Below are 17,142 nucleotides of genomic sequence, written 5' to 3'. Positions count from 1 at the left end.
CGGACAGGCTCACCACGGGTAGCGGCCCCATGGCAGATAAGAAGGTGGTTGGCGGCCTGAAATGGGTCAAGAGCGAGATCGGCGCGACCCTGCGTCCGGTGCGCGATCTGGTCGATGCCGGTGGGGTATCGTCGTCGGATCTGAACGCATCCGTGCAGGCGCTGGATCAGGTCCAGGGCGTGCTGCTGGCGTTGCAGTTGCCGACACCCGCGCGTCTGGTGCACGAGATGATCCGTCTCACCGAGCGTATGGCCGATGGCCTTGCGCCCGATGCCGGTGATCAGGCGTCCGTGCGACAGGCCGTGCAGGTCATGGGTCAGGCGCTGGACCAGTTGTCGAACCATCTCGACCGCCTGGATGCCGGCTTCGACGAACCGCCGCTGAGTCTCTGGTCGATCATCAACGAGTTGCGCGGTGCCTGTCAGGATTCGCCGCTCACCCACTCCGAGCTGCTGACCTTCGCCGCCGTCAACGCCGACGGCGATTCGCAATGGATGCCCGAAGCGCTGGATCTCCTGGCCGAGGTGGTGCGTCAGGTGCGCCCGCAGTTCCATCGCCATCTGGTGGCCTGGTATCGGGGCGATCCCGATCATCAGGGTCTGATCCGTCTGGGCAGCCTCTTTCATCAACTACAGGATTATTTGAAGGAAGGGTTGCTCGCCGACCTCTTCCGCCTGGCCGAAATCTTCACCACCGCACTACGCGAAGGGCATCTGCCACAGGATGCTCACGCCCGTTCCCTGATGGGGCATCTCGACTGGATCCTGAAACCACTGGCGCAAAAGCCGCCCCAGTGGCCTGAAGTCGATGCCATGACCCTCATCGAGCAACTGCTGACCACCCTGTCTGCGGGTCAGATCAGCTCGCCGCTGATTACCCAGATTGAATCCTGGTATGGCGCACAGACGCCCGGCGCCCTGTTGCCGCGCGAGGATTCGCAGACCATCGGCAACGAGCAGGCGCTGGCTGCACTGGCGAGCGAGGCATTGGATGAGTTCGCCGGTCTCAAGACCCAATTCGACCGCCTCGCGCTCGGCGAGCAGACCGATCACACCGCCTTCGAGACCTTCAGCGCCGACCTGCGCCGGCTTGCCGCAACCCTGAGCATGGCCGAAGCCGGCACCCTGCCGCTGCGTCTGCGCCAGCTTGCCACCAACTTCAACGAGCTGGCTTCAGGCGAGCGCGACGAGGCGCGGCTGGAAACCTACGCCATGGAACTGCTGGGCATCGAAGCGGTGCTGCTCGCCCACGCCGCCCATCGTCCGACGCAGAGCGGGCAGATCATCGCCCCCGACATGGATCTGTCCGAACTCACTTTCGCGACCCTGCGCGAGACCGGCTATGAGCTGGTGCGTGTCAAGGAGGCCATCGCCAACGCGCATGCCGAACAGGAGGCCGCATCCGCCCTCGCCCCGGTGCGGGATCATCTGTTGAGCGTCTCCGGCGCGCTGCGCATCCTCGGCGAACACCCGGCAGCCGATCTGTCCGAAGCCGTCGGCAATCTGGTGCAACGGCGTTACGTCAAGGCCGCGCAAGCCCCGACCGCAATCGAATTCGAGCATCTGGCCGACGCCGTCGCGGCGCTTGAGCTCTATATCGGCCATCTCCAGGAAGCCATGCCCTTTGGCGAGACGCTGATCGAGCGCGCAGGCCACTCACTCGCGGCGCTGGCTGGCGGCGGTGACGTGCAGCCACGCTCAATCCCCGAACCACTCGCACCCTCCATTCCAGAACCCGTTGCATCAACGCCCTCCCCTGCCAGCGCAGAGCCCACCCCGGCTGACGCGTCCGCCGCGCCCGCTCCTGAGCTGACGCCCCAGTTGCCTGACGCGGACAGTTCCGCCGAGATCGAGACCGAATTCCTCGACATCTTTCTCGAAGAGGCGCACGAGGAGACCGCCTCAGCCCAGGTGCAGTTCGCCCGCTGGGAATCCAATCCCCACGATGCGGCGGCTTTAGCCTCCCTCCGGCGCAGCTTTCATACGCTCAAGGGCAGCGGTCGTCTGGTTGGTGCACGCCAGGTGGGCGACTTTGCGCAGGCCATTGAGCACCTGCTCAACCGTCTGATCGAAGGCCAATGCTTTCCCTCTGAGGAGACGCTGGCCTGTATCGCCGAGGCCGTGGAGCAATTGCCGGAACTGATTGCGGCGGAGGCCGAGGGTCGCGTCTTCGACATCGACCCCATGATTGCCCGCGCCAATCGACTGCGCGAACAGCCGGATCAGGTCGTGCCAACGCCCGTTCCGGACAGTCATCAGGCGCCTCTGTCAGGGGCGGCGGAGACCGAAGCCCCCACTGAAGCAGTCGATCACGACAGCCTCTTCGCTACTGACGAGGAGCTGCTGCGGATCTTCCAGACCGAGACCCACGAACACCTCACTGACCTGCGCGCCTTTCTGCAACGCGCCAGATCCGGTGAGGCCAGGGTGGATGAACTGGTTCAGCGCGCCCTGCATACCCTGACCGGCAGCGCGCGCATGGCCGGTATCGGCTCCATCGCAACCGTCACCAAGGCGCTGGAACAGTGCATCAAGCCCATGCTGAGCGCCGACGCGCCGCTGGACGACAATCTGTTGGCCCTGTTCCAGCGGGTGATCGATGGCGTTGCGGCGCGGGTCGATGAGTTGCCGACATCGGGGAACGGTGCGGCGGCCCTGGCAATTCTGGCTGCTGAACTGGCGCACCCCCAACCCGCCATTGCGGTCGCCCCGCCCGCGCCTGATGTCGAGCCACCACCGCCCGCTCCGGAGGTCATTGAGGAACCGGCGCTGTCGCTTGACGATGATCTGGTGCTGACGGAAGAAAGCCCTGGCGACGATTCACTCGACATCGGCGACTGGCAATGGACCGCCGAATCTGTCGAGGAACCGGCTGAACTGGATATTGATCATCTGGTGGCAGACGCCGGCAGCCTGCCTGAAACGGTCGAGCCCGATCAGGAGACAGCGGCAGAAACCGCTGCAGAAACGGCAGCGCCGGAAATCATGATCGAAACGCCGCCGCCCGTCTCCGTCGCCCCTGAGGGTCCGGAAGATCGCGCCGAGCATCCGCAGCCGGTCTCTGAAGACATCCCGGACGATGCCCGTCCGATATTCGCCGCCATCCAGCCGCCAAAACCGCCGGAGGTCACGGATCCGGCCGATTCGATACCGGCGCCGGAGACCGAACTCGCCAGCCTCTTCCTCGAAGACGCACGGGATCTGCTCGACAATCTGGATACGCAGTTCCGTGCCTGGCAACTCGCCCCGCAGGATCTGAGCATTCTGGATGGCATCAACCGCCTGCTGCACACACTCAAGGGCAGCGCGCGGCTCTCCGGGCTTGAGCCTATCGGCGACCTCAGCCATGCGCTGGAATCGCGTCTGAAGGCATTGGGCGATGACCGGGGCGTGGTGAACGACACCACGCTGGAACTGGCCCAGCGCGCCATGGACATGCTGTCGGTGCAGGTCGATGCACTGGAGCAGGGCGCACGCATTCCGCTCATGACCAAACTGGTCGAGGCGCTTGGGCAGTCGCCGCTGGACACGACGCCAGCCGGGCCGGAGGCGGAACCGGATGTCGCCCTGATGCGACCCGCCTTCACCCGGCCGACCGCCGGACTGGCGACTCTGGACGTATCCGCCGGGCAAACATCCGCCCCGGAAAGCGCTGTCCCCATGACACCGCAGATCCGGGTGCGCTCCGATCTCCTCAACCGGCTGGTCAACCATGCCGGCGAGATCAGCATCTACCGCAGCCGTCTGACCCAGCGCAACGGTCAGTTGGGGTTCGGGCTGGGCGAACTCGACCAGACCGTGGTGCGGCTGCGTGAGCAGCTTCGACTGCTGGAGATCGAGACCCAGACCCAGATCCGGCATCGCGTCGAGCGCGAGGCCGAGATTTCCGCGTATGACGGCGAATTCGATCCGCTCGAATTCGACCGCTTCTCCCGACTTCAGCAGCTTTCGGGCAGTCTCGCCGAGACCGTCAACGATCTGGTCAGCGTCAAGGAGATGCTCAGCGGCTATCAGCGCGAATTCACCGACCTGCTCACCCAGCAGGCGCGTCTCGCGGACGATCTGCAGGACGGCCTGCTGCGCACCCGTCTGGTACCTTTCGTCCAGGTCGTGCCGCGTCTGCACCGGCTGGTGCGTCAGACCGCAGACAGCCTCGGCAAATCGGCGCGGCTGGAAGTGATCGGCCCTGAGGTCGAACTGGACCGCACCATCCTGGATCGGCTGGTGGCTCCGCTCGAACACCTGCTCCGCAACGCCGTGGATCACGGTCTGGAAGACGCCAAAACCCGGATCGCGCACGGCAAGCCGGCAACGGGTCGGGTGACGCTGTCGCTTCATCGCGAAGGCAATGACGCCGTCATCAGTCTGAGTGACGATGGCAAAGGCATGGATCTGGACGCCATTCGCCGTCAGGCAATCGCGCGCGGCTTGCTGAGTCCCGATGCCAGACAGCCCGACGAGGCGCTGCTGCAATTCATTCTGGAGCCCGGTTTCACGACCTCCGGCAAAGTGACCCAGATCTCGGGGCGGGGCGTCGGTCTCGATGTGGTGGCATCCGAAATCAAGGCCGCCAACGGCAGCATCGATCTGGAGTCGGTTGCCGGCCAGGGCGCCCGCTTCACCATCCGTCTGCCACTGACGCTGGCCATCATCGAAGCCTTTCTGGTGGCGGCGGGCGACAACATCTATGCCGTGCCGCACAGCACGGTGGAGGCCGCCGCCCGCATCGCACGCGAGGATCTGCTGGCAATCTATCGGGGCGAAGAGGGCAAGGACTTCGTCAGTCATGGACACCATTACAAGGTGGCCTATCTGGGCAGTGTGCTCGATCCAACCCTGGAACCCGAAGTGGGCGAACGGCGCTGGCTGCCGCTCCTGCTGACCCGGTTCGGCGAGCAGCGTGTCGCCCTGCATATCGACAGCCTGCTCGAAAGCCAGCGGATTCTGGTCAAACCGCTGGGTCCGCAACTCGCCGGCGTGCGCTGGCTGAGCGGCGGAACCATCCTGCCGGATGGTCGGGTCGCGCTCATCCTTGATGCCCTGGCGCTGCTGCGTTCAGGCGCGGTGCGGGACTATCGTCCGGTCGCCGCCGTCGTGGAGCAGCCGCCCAGCACCACAGCCTGCGTGATGGTGGTGGACGACTCGCTCACCGTGCGCCGGGTCACGAGCCGGCTGTTGCGGCGCCAGAATATTGAAGTGCTGACGGCCAAGGACGGGGTCGAAGCCCTGACCCTGCTCGACGAACACACGCCCGATCTCCTGCTGCTGGATATCGAGATGCCGCGCATGGACGGCTATGAGCTGACGCGCCATATCCGGCGCTCCGACCGTCTGCATGACCTGCCCATCATCATGATCACCTCGCGCACCGGCGAGAAGCACCGCGACTATGCGATGCAGCTTGGAGTCGATCGCTATCTGGGCAAACCCTACCAGGAATCGGAACTGCTGGCCGAGATCAACGGGCTGCTGGCCGAACGCGCCAGGTAGCCGTCAGCAGCACCATTGAGTTAACACTTTTGGCAACCCAATGGCAATCGTGTTGAGGACTCAGGCTTGAGCTTGGTTTTCGAGTGGGATCCACGCAAAGCGGCTGCCAATGTTCGTAAACATGGCATTCACTTCTCGGAAACTACCGCCGTTTTTGACGATCCACTGGCTATGATTTTCCCGGATGCCTGGCACTCGGACAACGAACCGCGCGAGATCATCATCGGACATCTCCCTGAACGCCGGTTGTGTCTGGTCGTTTTTACCGAACTCGGCGAGGATCGCCTGCGCATCATCAGTGCCCGAGCGGCGACACCGAAAGAGCAACGAGACTATGAACGCAGTGCCGGATGATCTGTTGCCGGAGTACGATTTCGACTACTCGCAGGCGCAACCCAATCGCTTTGCGGGACGGGCAGCGGCTACCGTGACGCTGCGTCCCGATGTGCTGACCTATCTTGAGGCGCGAGCGACAGCAAAAGGACTTTCGTTGGGCGAGATGGTCAACGATATGCTTGAAAAAGACATCGAACTGATCGAGGCGGTCAAATAATAGCGCCGTGGGTTGCCGTTTTTGGCAACCCAACATTGCCACACCAATCAACCGGATCTCATCGCCCCTTATGCGGGAAACGGGGGCGTTTTTTCGCGTTGCCAACAGATGGGCTGATGCACCTCTCACCTGATGACCGGGAGCACCCTACCAGAATCGGAACTGCTGACCGAGAGTAACGCGCTACCACCCGAACGCTCCAGATAGCCGTCAGCGCCCCGATTAACAGTTGTCGGCGCCTCTCAATCATCTGGCCGGCAATAATCCGAACACCTCGTCGAGACGGGCGATCAGTTGCCTGACCTGCAGGGCCAGGATCGCGAATTCGGCATCCAGGCGCGCCACCGGGTCCAGATCGGTGTCGTCCATTTCTTCGAGCAGCGCCTCACCGACCCGCAGACGTTTGAGCGACAGATCCTCGGCCAGCACGAAACTCAGACGCTCGTCCCACTCCAGCGCCAGCTTGGTGACCCGCTTGCCGACGCGCAGATGATTGAGCATCTCGTCGCTGGCGAGATCCTGACCGCTGCACCGCACGACCCCGGCCTTGTCATCCGCATCACGCAGTTCGCAGGCATCGCCCGGCACGAAATCGGACGGCGCCGAGCCTTGCAGCAACCAGTCGGTCATGACGGTAGATGGCGTTTTCTCGGGGTCCGGCAGCTTGACAGGCAGGGTTTCCAGGGTCTCGCGCAACAGCGAGACGACCTCTTCGGCCTGCTTCTCGCTCGCTGCGTCCACCACCAGCCAGCCGGCCTCGGTATCGACATAGAGCTGAGTGCGGCGCGAGCGAGTGAAGGCGCGGGGCAGCATCTCGTTGATGACCTGCTCGCGCAGACGCCGACGCTCGGCACGGCCCACATCCCGCGCCTCACCCGCCTCCAGCTCGGCGATGCGTTCATCGACGGCCTCGGCCACGGCGGCGGATGGCAGCAGGCGTTCCTGTTTGCGGGCGCACATCAGCAGACAGCCACCCATCGCATGCGCCAGCGCCGTGGTGTCTTCACCCAGCGGAGCGGCCCAGCCCATGGTCGCAGTTTCGATTGGACCGCAGGGACGAAAGCGGCGAGTGCCCAGGCGTTCCTCCAGAGCGGGCGCATCCAGTGTGAAAGACGTATCCAGCCGGAAGAATCGTGCATTCTTGAACATGGTCAACCCCAATCAAAAAGGGCTGGAGTATGACCGAGTCTCGGCGAAGTGCAAGCGGGCGACTGACGGCTCGCGCTGGCTCAGAAACAACATGGAAATTCAGCTATCGAAAAAATCCAGGCGATGGCCGACATCCTGCGGATCTAACGGTATATTTCCCGCCGATGGCCGATATCGATCACCACGATCAGAAGTCGCCCTTCATGGATCTCATACAGAACACGATAGACGCCGACGCGAATCCGCCAGCCATTTCGCCCGCTGAGTTTTTTGGCTCCCTGGGGTCTGGGCTCATCGGCCAGACGACGGACGGCGGCAGATATCCGTTCCCGGTCCTGCGCAGCGATTTGCGCGAGTGAGCGTTGGGCCCGCTTCTCGATAAAAAGGGCGTAACTCAATCGATCTTTCCTTCATAAATCTCGCGCATGGCCTGCTCGAATGGGATCGGCTCCGAAGCATGTGCCTTGGCTTCGTCGTAGGCGTGAATATCATCGAGTTCCTCCAGCGCATCCCTAATCTCCTGCCAGACGGCAAGCGGCAGGACAACCGCTTTACGGTTTCCAGCCTCATCGACCAGATACTCATGGTTTGCAGTGATCATTACATCATTCCACTTGCTTTTTGACAGGCGAATTGTAGCCCGCTGCGGCTGAAAGCTGACAATCAATCCCTGAAATCGCCCCACAGCGCCTGGATCACCGCAATCGCCGCGAGCGGGGCGGTTTCGGTGCGCAGGATGCGCGGCCCCAGACGCACCCCCTGAAATCCCTGCCGTGCCGCCTCATCCCGTTCGCGTGGACTCAGCCCGCCCTCGGGACCGATCAGCAGGGTCACGCCCGTTTCGGGCGCGGGCAGCGCCGTGAGCGCCAGCGGCGCCAGTGGATCCAGCAGCAGCCCGCCCGTGGACCCCGTTGCGAGCCACTGGCTCAGGTTGACCGCCGGATCGAGCACCGGCAGCCGTCGCCGCCCGGACTGCTCGCAGGCGCCGATGAGGATGCCGCGCCAGTGCTCCAGACGCCGTTCCAGGCGCGGGCCATCGAGACGCACCTGACTGCGTTCGGTAAAGAGCGGCGTGAGCTGATCGACACCCAGCTCGACCGCCTTCTGCAGGGCGTAATCCATACGCTCGCCCTTGGAGACGCCAAGCGCCAGATGAATCGCCAGTCGCGACTCCGGCTCCGGTTCGCCCGCGCCCTCGATCATGACGACCGCGCCAGCACGCGGCCTGTCGCTCAGACGGGCCGGATAATCGCGACCATCCCCGTTGAACAACACAAGCGGGGCACCCTCGACCAGTCGCAGCACCTGAATCAGATGGCGCGCCGGACCATCGGGCAAGGTCAGGCTGTCACCCACCATCAGTGGCCGGTCAACGAAAATGCGCGGAATCTGCATGGTGCTCAAACCTGATCGGTCGTGATCTGACCGGCAGCGCGCCAGCCGCCCAGGGCCAGCAGCGCCCAGCCCAGGAGCAGAGACACCCCGCCGAAGGGCGTGATCATGCCCAGCCAGCGTGCGCCGGTGAGCGCCATCAGAAAGAGGCTGCCGCTGAACAAAGCGACGCCAACCAGCAGCGCCAGGGCCGCCGCCTGGACCAAGCGGGCCGTCGGTCGCTGGAGCAGAAAGAGACCGCAGGCCAGGATCGCCAGCGCATGCAGCCCCAGATAATCCGCCGCCGTGCCCCAGTTCGTCAGCAGCTCGGGCGCGATGCGTCCCTTGAGCCCATGTGCGCCGAAGGCACCGAGCGCGACCGTGAGCAGGCCGCACAGCGCGCCCAGCGTCAGCCAGAGACGCGCCCGGTTCGGGATGCTGGAATGCGGATTGGGAGGATGGATCATGGGCAGGTTCCTAAAGCGTGTTGGAAAGCGAAACGAATGCCAAAACATCGCATAATGCACGCCCTTTGGGCGATTGCCTGAAAAGTTATACCCTGGCATCAGCCTCAAACAGACAGGATTAAACCGCGTCCAGAGCGACATGCGTAATTTTCATTTTGTGTTTAGCTTTGGGGATATCACCAGCCTCAGTGGAGACGCGGTTTAAAATTTTTTATTTTTTAATATCTTAAACCGCGCCAGCTCCGATACTCCTTGAGTCTGCCAGAGCCGAGCCGATCCACAAAGATCGCATACCGTGCTGGGCGCGGTTTAATTGGGGTATTTCAGGCGGGTAGAAACTCCCTGGAAGCACCTTAACCAATCCTCTCCATCCCGACTCCGCAGGAAATCGAACATGTCTGACTCACCGGATCTGGCCCGCCTGCTCGCGGCGCGGCTCGACGCCACCGCCGCACTGCTCGACGCCGTGCGATCCGACACCGACCTGCTGGCGGCCACCCTGCACGCTGCGACCCGCACCGCCGAGGCGATCAGGCAGGGCGGGACGCTCTTCATCTGCGGCAACGGCGGCAGCGCGGGCGAGGCGACACATCTCAGTGGCGAGCTGATCGGCCCCTTTCTCAATAAAGGCCGCCGCCCGCTCCCGGCCATCGCGCTCGGTTTCGACACCAGCGCCGTCACCGCCGTCGCCAACGATTTCTCATTTGAGGCCATTTTCGCCCGCCAGCTTGCCGCCCTGGCGCGACCCGGCGATGTGCTCTGGGCGCTGTCAACCAGCGGGCGCTCGCCCAACGTGCTGCGCGCACTGGAGACCGCCGCCGGGCAAGGCGTTCTGAGCGTGCTCCTGACCGGCGCCCGTCATGCCGATCTGACCGACAGCGCCGACATCGTGCTGGCGGTCCCTTCCCGCGAAACGCCGCGCATCCAGGAGATTCATCTCGTCCTGGGTCATTTTCTGTGCGAGGTCGTGGAGTCGCTGGCGGGGGATGACGGCTGACAGAAGGGTGCAAATTGCCCGCATTCAGCGCCCGTCTGATGGCGTGATCTCGATTTCATACAGGCGCGGCCAGTTCTTGCCCGTCACGAAGAGCCGGCGGGTCTTGGCATCGTATGCAATACCGTTGAGGACGGCCTCGCGATGGGGCCGCTCGGCCTCGGGATAGAGTCCGCTCAGATCGATCCATCCCGTCACCCTGCCGCTCGCCGGATCGATCCGCGCAATCCGGTCACTGTGCCAGACATTGGCCCAGATCTCGCCTTCGACCCATTCCAATTCGTTCAGATCAGCGACAGGACGCGCGCCGTCGCGTACTGGCAGACGGCGCACCACGCGGCGCGTGTCGGGATCCAGAAAACGCAGTTCGCTGGAGCCGTCGCTCATGATCCAGTGGCGCCCGTCATGGGTGAGACCCCAGCCCTCGCCGCTGTACGCGAAGGTATCCACCAGCGCCAGACTGTCGCGGTCATGGATCAACCCGAGCCCTTCGCGCCAGGTGAGCTGGATCAGCCGATCCTGCCAGAGCGCAAGACCCTCCCCGAACAGGTGGGGCGGCAACCGGGTTTCCTGCTCGACCCGACCGGTCGCGGGATCCACGCGGCGCAGACTCGACCGACCGTAATTTCCGGTGCCTTCGAAGAGTTGTCCATCGACGCTGATCAAACCCTGAGTGAAGGACTTCGGGTCGTGCGGAAAGCTCGCCACCACGCGGTAGCCGAACACCGGGACGGATGACGGCTGCTCGGCACAGGCGACGGCCAGCCAGAGGATGGCCGTGACGAAGAACAGGCGCGGGGTGAACGTGGCGGCGAACACGATCAGCTCAGTTGATCGGCGATGCGCGCCAGATAGTGCCAGGGATCGCCGGGGGCCATGCCTTTGATGGCCAGATCGGCCTGAGCGCATTGTTGCAGGAGGTCATGCAGACGGGCGGGCGAGAGTCGCCGCAATGCACGCTCGACGGTCTCCAGACGCTGGCGGGGGATGCGATGGGCGGCGAGGACCGACGCCGGCGAGGTCCGCCGCGCGATGGCCCCGGCGGCTTCGGCCAGCATCCGCAACTCACGGGCCAGCACCCAGAGCACCAGGATCTCGGCGGTCCCTTCGCCACGCAGCACCGAGAGGATACGCTGGACCCGCGCCCGGTCGCCGACTAGAGCGGCGTCGGTGAGGGCAAAGAGATCGAAACGGGCGCTGTCGGCGAGGTTGCCGAGCAGATCATCCAGCGTCAGGGGGCCGGGTTCATGGAGCAGTCGCAGCTTCTCGATCTCCTGCACCGCCGCCAGCAGATTGCCTTCCGAGCGTTCGGCCAGCAGCGCGGCGACACCCGGCTCCGGCTGAAATCCGACCGCCTGGAGACGCTGCGTCAGCCAGCCATCCAGTTCCTTTTCCTTGAGCGGCCAGACCTGCACCAGCACGCCGAGCGCCTCCACCGTCTTGGCCCACTGGGTCTGCAAATCCTTGCGCTCCAGTCCGGGAGCGAGGATCAGCAGCAGATTGTCCGGGCAGAGCCGTTCGCAATAGGCGCGCAGCGCGGCGGCGCCCTCCTTGCCCAGCTTGCCGTGACTGACCCGCAGCTCGATCAGCTTGCGGGCCGAGAAGAGCGACATCGACTCGGCGGCGGCGGTCAGCAGATTCCAGTCGAAATGGCCGTCCGCATCCAGAATCTCGCGCTCGTCGAAGCCCTTGCGCCGCGCCTGCTCGCGGATCAGACGCGCGGCCTCGCCAAGCTGATAGGGCTCGTCGCCGCAGAGCAGATAGACCGGCGCCAGTCCGCGACTGAGCTGACCGGCGAGTTGGTTGAAGCGCAGATTCATCTTCCGGGCCGGTGGATCAGGATGCAATGAGCGCGGCGCGCAGTCGCATCAGGATGCGATCAGCGGCATCGGCGGCGAAATCCTGATAAATGAGTTCCTCTTCGAGCTGCTTGCCAAGCACCTCGACATCGGGATTGTCGAAGTTGCGGATCAGATCCATTGACTGCCGCGACACCCGCTGCACCCCATCGGGGCCGACCGCATCGAACTGGACCAGATAATGCAGTTCGTAGGCCAGGGTCTTGCCATTGGCATCGACGGCGACGACCCGCGAGGAGCGTTCTTCGGAGAGGATGCGCACGATCAGCCGGGCCTCGGCGGGGCTCGCCGCCAGACGCACATCACTGCCCGCCAGCCGGTCATCGAATGCCTGACGCACCGGCGACCCGGCGGGCGCCTGGATGAAGACCGGGTTGAGCGACGGCGGAATCTCCAGGCTGCCGCGCAGATGAAAGCCGCAGCCGGTCAGCATCGTCAAAACAGACATCAGGAACAGAACGCCTGTGACGCTCCCCAATGGAACGCCGGAACGATAGCTTTTGACAGGATTCTTTAATTGGTTGTTTGCAAACCTGTTCATCCTGTCAATCCTGTCTGATCGATAACCGGAACGGATCGCACCCAAAAGCCGGAATCCCGCTCGTCTCCAGCCTGAAAAAATCATCATGTTTTCGCAACGCGAAAACATCATCAGACCACGAGATTGAGGAGCTTGCCGGGCACCAGGATCGCCTTACGCAATGGCTTGCCGTCGATGAACTTAGCCACCTGCTCAGTCGCCAGCGCCGCCGCCTGGACCGTCGCCTGATCGGCATCGACCGCCACTCGCACGCTCCCGCGCACCTTGCCGTTGACCTGCACCACGTACTCGATGCTGTCCTGTCTGAGCGCGGCCTCATCGACCTGCGGCCAGTCGGCATTGAGGATGTCATCGCCAAAGCCAAGCTCACGCCACAGATGATGGGTGACATGCGGCGCGATGGGCGCAAGCAGTCGCAGCACGATGCCAACCCCTTCGCGCACCAGACCCGCGCGCGCGGACGAGTCATCCAGCCGGTAGAGGACGTTGACCATGCTCATGCAGCCCGAAACCACGGTGTTGAACTGCTGACGCTCATAATCGAACAGCGCCTTTTTGAGCGCGGTGTGGATCTCGCGGCGTGCGGTCTGGGCGGCCTCGTCCAGCTCGCCCACAGCGGGCGCGGAGCGGATCGCGTCAGACTCGCCGACCGCCAGCGCCCACAGACGGCGAATGAAGCGGAAAGCGCCCTCGACGCCCTCGTCGTTCCATTCCAGCGACTGGTCCGGCGGCGAGGTGAACATGGTGTAGAGCCGCACCGTATCGGCGCCATAACGCTCGGTCAGCGACTGCGGATCGACGCCGTTGTTCTTGGATTTGGACATCTTCTCGATGCCGCCGAAGCTCACCGGCTGGCCGTCGGACTTGAGGACGGCTGACAGCAGCTTGCCCTTGTCGTCGCGCTCGACCTCGATCTCAGTCGGATTGAACCATTGCTTGCGACCCTCGGCGTCCTCGCGATACCAAGTCTCGGCGACGACCATGCCCTGGGTCAGCAGGTTCTTGAATGGCTCGTCGCAATCGACCAGACCCTCATCGCGCATCAGCTTGTGGAAGAAACGCGCATAGAGCAGATGCAGCACGGCGTGCTCGATCCCGCCGACATACTGATCGACCGGCAGCCAGTAGTTGGCCCGCTCGTCGAGCATGGCTGTATCGCAGTTGGCCGAGCAGTAACGGGCGTAATACCAGCTCGACTCGAAAAAGGTATCGAAGGTGTCAGTTTCTCGAACCTCGCTCCCGGCGAGATTCGAGAATGACGGCATTTTTTTGAGGGGGGAGCCGGAGCCATCGACCACCACGTCCTCGGGGAGCCGTACCGGCAGATCGGTCTCGGGACGGGTTCCACCGTCGGCGGTCCGGATGACGGGAATCGGGCAGCCCCAGTAACGCTGACGCGAGACGCCCCAGTCGCGCAGACGGAAATTGACCGTCTTCGCCCCCCTCCCCCGCTCGGCCAGCCAGTCGGCGATGGCGTCGAATGCCTGGGCCGAGGTCAGACCATCGAAGGGGTCTGAATTGAAGAGCACGCCCTTCTCGGTATAAGCGGCATCCCCGATCCCGCAGGGGCTGCCGTCAGCCGAGCGGATGACCGGCTTTTTGGGGATGCCGTAACGCTCGGCGAATTCCCAGTCGCGCTGATCGTGCGCCGGCACCGCCATGACCGCGCCGGTGCCATAGCCCATGAGCACGAAGTTGGCGGCATAGATGGGCACCGACTCGCCGGTGACGGGATGAATGGCGTCGATGCCGAGCGGATGACCCTTCTTTTCCATGGTCTCGATCTCGGCCTCGGAGGTGCCGCCCTTGCGGCATTCCTCGATGAAGGCCAGGAGATCAGGATTGCCCGCCGCCGCCCGATGCGCCAGCGGATGTTCGGCGGCCACCGCGACATAGGTCACGCCCATGAGCGTATCCGGGCGGGTGGTGTAGATGCCCAGCGTCTCGTCCGATCCGGCGATGCCGAAATCCATCGACACGCCTTCGGAGCGCCCGATCCAGTTGCGCTGCATGATGCGCACCCGCTCCGGCCAGCCGTCCAGCCCGTCGAGCGCGTCCAGCAGTTCCTGCGCATAGTCGGTGATGCGCACGAACCACTGCTCGATCTCGCGCTTCTCGACCGGCGCGCCTGAGCGCCAGCCCCTGCCGTCGATGACCTGCTCGTTGGCGAGCACCGTCTGATCGATGGGATCCCAGTTGACCGTCGCGGTCGAGCGATAGGCCAGCCCTTTTTCCATCAGACGGGTGAAGAGCCACTGCTCCCAGCGGTAATAATCCGGGTCGCAGGTCGCCAGTTCGCGCTCCCAGTCATAGCCGAACCCCAGGCTCTTGAGCTGGTCTTTCATGTAGGCGATGTTGGACCGGGTCCACTGCGAAGGCGGGATGCCATGCTGGATGGCGGCGTTCTCAGCCGGCAGACCGAAGGCGTCCCAACCCATCGGCTGGAGCACGTTTTTGCCCTGCATCCGCTGATAGCGGGCGATCACGTCGCCGATGGTGTAGTTGCGCACATGGCCCATGTGCAGCCGACCCGAGGGGTAGGGAAACATGGACAGGCAATAGAATTTCTCCCGCGAGGGATCTTCGACGGCCTTGAATGACTGGTTCTCTTCCCAATAGCCTTGGGCCGCCGCCTCGATGGCGCGCGGATCGTAGTCGGTCTGCATGGATGTGGTCTTGTGATAGCGGGGGTTGAAAGCGATGCGCGAAGGATACCGCAGAGCGACGCGGCACGGCGACCGGGATGCAGCCGAGCGGTCGAGCAGAACGCAGTCACAGATCAATAACAGCGGTCCATCTTAGCCCCTATCCCCTCGCGGGAGAGGGGTTGGGGAGAGGGGGGATGAGGGGCCAGGATGGTTAATTTACGCGATGTTCGACTTAATTAATTAAGTAAACTATCCCCGTATCTTCTATCTTCGTATCTTCGCCTTTTTCCCTTTCACCCACGGCACCTTTTTCCCGCTGAAGATCATCCAGCCGACCCCGCCGCGAGTGCCGATCCGAGGATCAATGGACAGCGTGCCGGCCCGGTGGACCGATCCGGACCTCGAACGGCGCGCTGGATCCCATTCGGAGCGAGACCTGGCCGTCCGCGTAGGCCTGCTCCAACATCCAGATGTCCTCGCCCCTGGTCTCGCTGCCATAGAGCTGGAGCAGCAGGCCGAGGTCGTACGTGTATTCGCCGTCGTGCTCCTCGGCGTAGCGGGTCTCCAGTCGCCCCACGGCCTGCTCAATCAGACGCCGCTGGGCGTCGGCGGAGGGAATCGCGCTGCGGATGCGCTGGGTGCGCTCGATGGCGTCACGCGCCCTGGTGTCGAGCGGCACCGAAGTCGATACCGGGGCGTCGTTGCGATGCTCGGCGAGCGGCACCGAAGTCGATACCGGGGCGTCGTTGCGATGCTCGGCGAGATAGAGCAGGTACCTGGGAACCCCGACGTTAGCCAGAAGCAGCAGAGAGAAGCCCAGCAAGAAGATCCCCCCGCCTCTCGTGTCAAAGCCCCCGTCCATCTCTTCGCCCCGAATGGGTCGGGTCCCGGAGAAGATGTCTGCGAGGGTCCTGCGCCTCTCGTCGAAGACACAGGACAAGATGGTGACCAGGAAGATCGAGTTGACCAGGACGCCGGCGAAGCGCTTGGCGAAGGTGGCTATCCCCGAGGGGGCGATACCCCTGTCGTTGACCAGTACGATGCCGCGCAACAGCTCGCCGCGGGTCGCCCCCTGGGTGGCTGGCCGAACCAGGTACTCGTAAAGGGCGAAACCAGCGGTCAGCAGCAGATAGCCCAGGGCCAGCGCATCTGCGGTGTCGCGATTGAGTGTGACCCCGAAATAGCTGCTCGTGAACAGACTCCCTTTGTGGAGCGAGATGACGGCCATGGCGTAGAGCAAATACAGCGCCAAAGCCGGAGCCATGATGTAGGCGTTGGTCACGAGGTTGGCCAGCCATCGCTCCTTGAGCGTCACCGTGGGTGCCCTGGCGAGCTCGGGGCGGGTAGGGACCGGTGGCTCGGCCGTGGAGACAGGCACGACCGGCCCCGTTAACGCCTGCGACGACTGCGTCGATCTCAGTTTGCCGGGGATGACGCCGCAGCGGGGACATTGGCCCAATCCCCCGTGGGCGCTGAGCAAGGGGTCGTCGGAGCTCCTAGCGACATAGCCGCACTTCGGACAGATCCTGGGGTCGCCCGGCGGGGGGGCGGGGTGCGCCGGAGCCTCGGTCCGGTCGGTTTGGAGCCCTTCCGGGGCGGACTCCTCGCTCAGGGGCTCAAGGCTCAGCCTTGGGGGCGCGGAGTCCTCGGGCTCGATGCGGCACTCCAGGCCCGCCTGCTGCAATCCCTTGGCGAATGCGCTGGCCCGGTCCAGGTCCATGCCCCGTTTGAGGATCATGGGCGTGCCGGCGATCATCCTGCGCCGGAGACCAGGGTCGATCCGGGGGAAGGTCCGTTCCAGCCGGCTCAGCACCTCTGCCGGGTCTATGCCAGGCTGGGGGATCCCGGTTGTCTTCACGCGATAGGTCGTTCCCGCCATTCGAGCGCCTCCCGGCATCCGCCACGTGCCAAGTCTCTCACCACTGGAAACCCGTGGTGGATTACGGTGACAGTTTACTAATTCTACTTTGTTACTTTATACCGCTCTCATTTGAGTTTTTCGCCGACAGGCATTTTGTGACACATCAACCGGATCTGTAGAATCTTCGCCATGTCTGACTACTGTCTCACT

14 protein-coding genes are annotated in these 17,142 nt (G+C 63.8%); 4 read left to right on the top strand and 10 right to left on the bottom strand.

Going from position 1 to position 17,142, the window contains the following annotated elements; all coding sequences use genetic code 11:
* Positions 1-29 precede the first annotated feature (29 nt).
* The 3 genes from EDC35_RS03310 (at position 30) to EDC35_RS03300 (ending at position 6,042) form a co-directional block, all read left to right on the top strand.
* Positions 30-5,489, top strand: a complete 5,460-nt coding sequence (locus EDC35_RS03310; RefSeq protein WP_132975745.1) for a hybrid sensor histidine kinase/response regulator — start codon at positions 30-32, stop codon at positions 5,487-5,489.
* A gap of 66 nt (positions 5,490-5,555) precedes the next feature.
* Positions 5,556-5,843 carry a BrnT family toxin gene (locus EDC35_RS03305; RefSeq protein ID WP_132975743.1) on the top strand — a complete coding sequence of 96 codons (288 nt, stop codon included), beginning with the start codon at positions 5,556-5,558 and terminating at the stop codon, positions 5,841-5,843.
* Positions 5,833-6,042, top strand: a complete 210-nt coding sequence (locus EDC35_RS03300; protein WP_207896095.1) for a hypothetical protein — start codon at positions 5,833-5,835, stop codon at positions 6,040-6,042. The genes EDC35_RS03305 and EDC35_RS03300 overlap by 11 nt, the downstream gene beginning before the upstream one ends.
* A gap of 246 nt (positions 6,043-6,288) precedes the next feature.
* Here EDC35_RS03300 and EDC35_RS03295 read toward each other — a convergent pair whose 3' ends face one another.
* From EDC35_RS03295 to EDC35_RS03275, 5 genes are all read right to left on the bottom strand, one after another.
* A complete protein-coding gene (locus EDC35_RS03295; RefSeq protein WP_132975741.1) occupies positions 6,289-7,191 on the bottom strand; it encodes a recombination-associated protein RdgC in 903 nt (300 codons plus the stop codon).
* Positions 7,192-7,334: 143 nt separating this feature from the next.
* Positions 7,335-7,589, bottom strand: coding sequence for a type II toxin-antitoxin system RelE family toxin (locus EDC35_RS03290; RefSeq protein WP_132975739.1), 255 nt, complete (start codon positions 7,587-7,589; stop codon positions 7,335-7,337).
* Positions 7,586-7,792: a hypothetical protein gene (locus tag EDC35_RS03285; protein ID WP_132975737.1), complete on the bottom strand. Its 207-nt coding sequence runs from the start codon at positions 7,790-7,792 to the stop codon at positions 7,586-7,588. The genes EDC35_RS03290 and EDC35_RS03285 overlap by 4 nt, the downstream gene beginning before the upstream one ends.
* Positions 7,793-7,854: 62 nt before the next feature.
* Positions 7,855-8,586 carry a 16S rRNA (uracil(1498)-N(3))-methyltransferase gene (locus EDC35_RS03280; protein WP_132976281.1) on the bottom strand — a complete coding sequence of 244 codons (732 nt, stop codon included), beginning with the start codon at positions 8,584-8,586 and terminating at the stop codon, positions 7,855-7,857.
* Between the two features lie 5 nt (positions 8,587-8,591).
* Entirely contained in the window at positions 8,592-9,029 is a 438-nt protein-coding gene (locus EDC35_RS03275; RefSeq protein ID WP_132975735.1) for a DUF423 domain-containing protein, read from the bottom strand.
* Between the two features lie 394 nt (positions 9,030-9,423).
* On the opposite strand from EDC35_RS03275, the gene EDC35_RS03270 reads away from it, so the two are divergent.
* Positions 9,424-10,026, top strand: a complete 603-nt coding sequence (locus EDC35_RS03270; RefSeq protein WP_132975733.1) for a D-sedoheptulose-7-phosphate isomerase — start codon at positions 9,424-9,426, stop codon at positions 10,024-10,026.
* A gap of 24 nt (positions 10,027-10,050) precedes the next feature.
* On the opposite strand, the gene EDC35_RS03265 is transcribed toward EDC35_RS03270, so the two are convergent.
* From EDC35_RS03265 to EDC35_RS03245, 5 genes are all read right to left on the bottom strand, one after another.
* Positions 10,051-10,842: a glutaminyl-peptide cyclotransferase gene (locus EDC35_RS03265; RefSeq protein ID WP_243651397.1), complete on the bottom strand. Its 792-nt coding sequence runs from the start codon at positions 10,840-10,842 to the stop codon at positions 10,051-10,053.
* Positions 10,843-10,844: 2 nt separating this feature from the next.
* Positions 10,845-11,843 carry a DNA polymerase III subunit delta gene (gene holA / locus EDC35_RS03260; protein WP_132975729.1) on the bottom strand — a complete coding sequence of 333 codons (999 nt, stop codon included), beginning with the start codon at positions 11,841-11,843 and terminating at the stop codon, positions 10,845-10,847.
* 16 nt (positions 11,844-11,859) lie between these two features.
* A complete protein-coding gene (locus EDC35_RS03255) occupies positions 11,860-12,330 on the bottom strand; it encodes an LPS-assembly lipoprotein LptE (protein WP_132975727.1) in 471 nt (156 codons plus the stop codon).
* A 203-nt stretch (positions 12,331-12,533) separates the two neighbouring features.
* A complete protein-coding gene (leuS, locus tag EDC35_RS03250; RefSeq protein ID WP_132975725.1) occupies positions 12,534-15,089 on the bottom strand; it encodes a leucine--tRNA ligase in 2,556 nt (851 codons plus the stop codon).
* Between the two features lie 343 nt (positions 15,090-15,432).
* Positions 15,433-16,950, bottom strand: a complete 1,518-nt coding sequence (locus tag EDC35_RS03245; protein ID WP_165903335.1) for an RDD family protein — start codon at positions 16,948-16,950, stop codon at positions 15,433-15,435.
* Positions 16,951-17,142: the final 192 nt, after the last annotated feature.

The organism is Thiobaca trueperi (genome assembly GCF_004342175.1).
Classification (GTDB): domain Bacteria; phylum Pseudomonadota; class Gammaproteobacteria; order Chromatiales; family Chromatiaceae; genus Thiobaca; species Thiobaca trueperi.
This window is presented reverse-complemented; position numbering and strand designations above follow the sequence as displayed.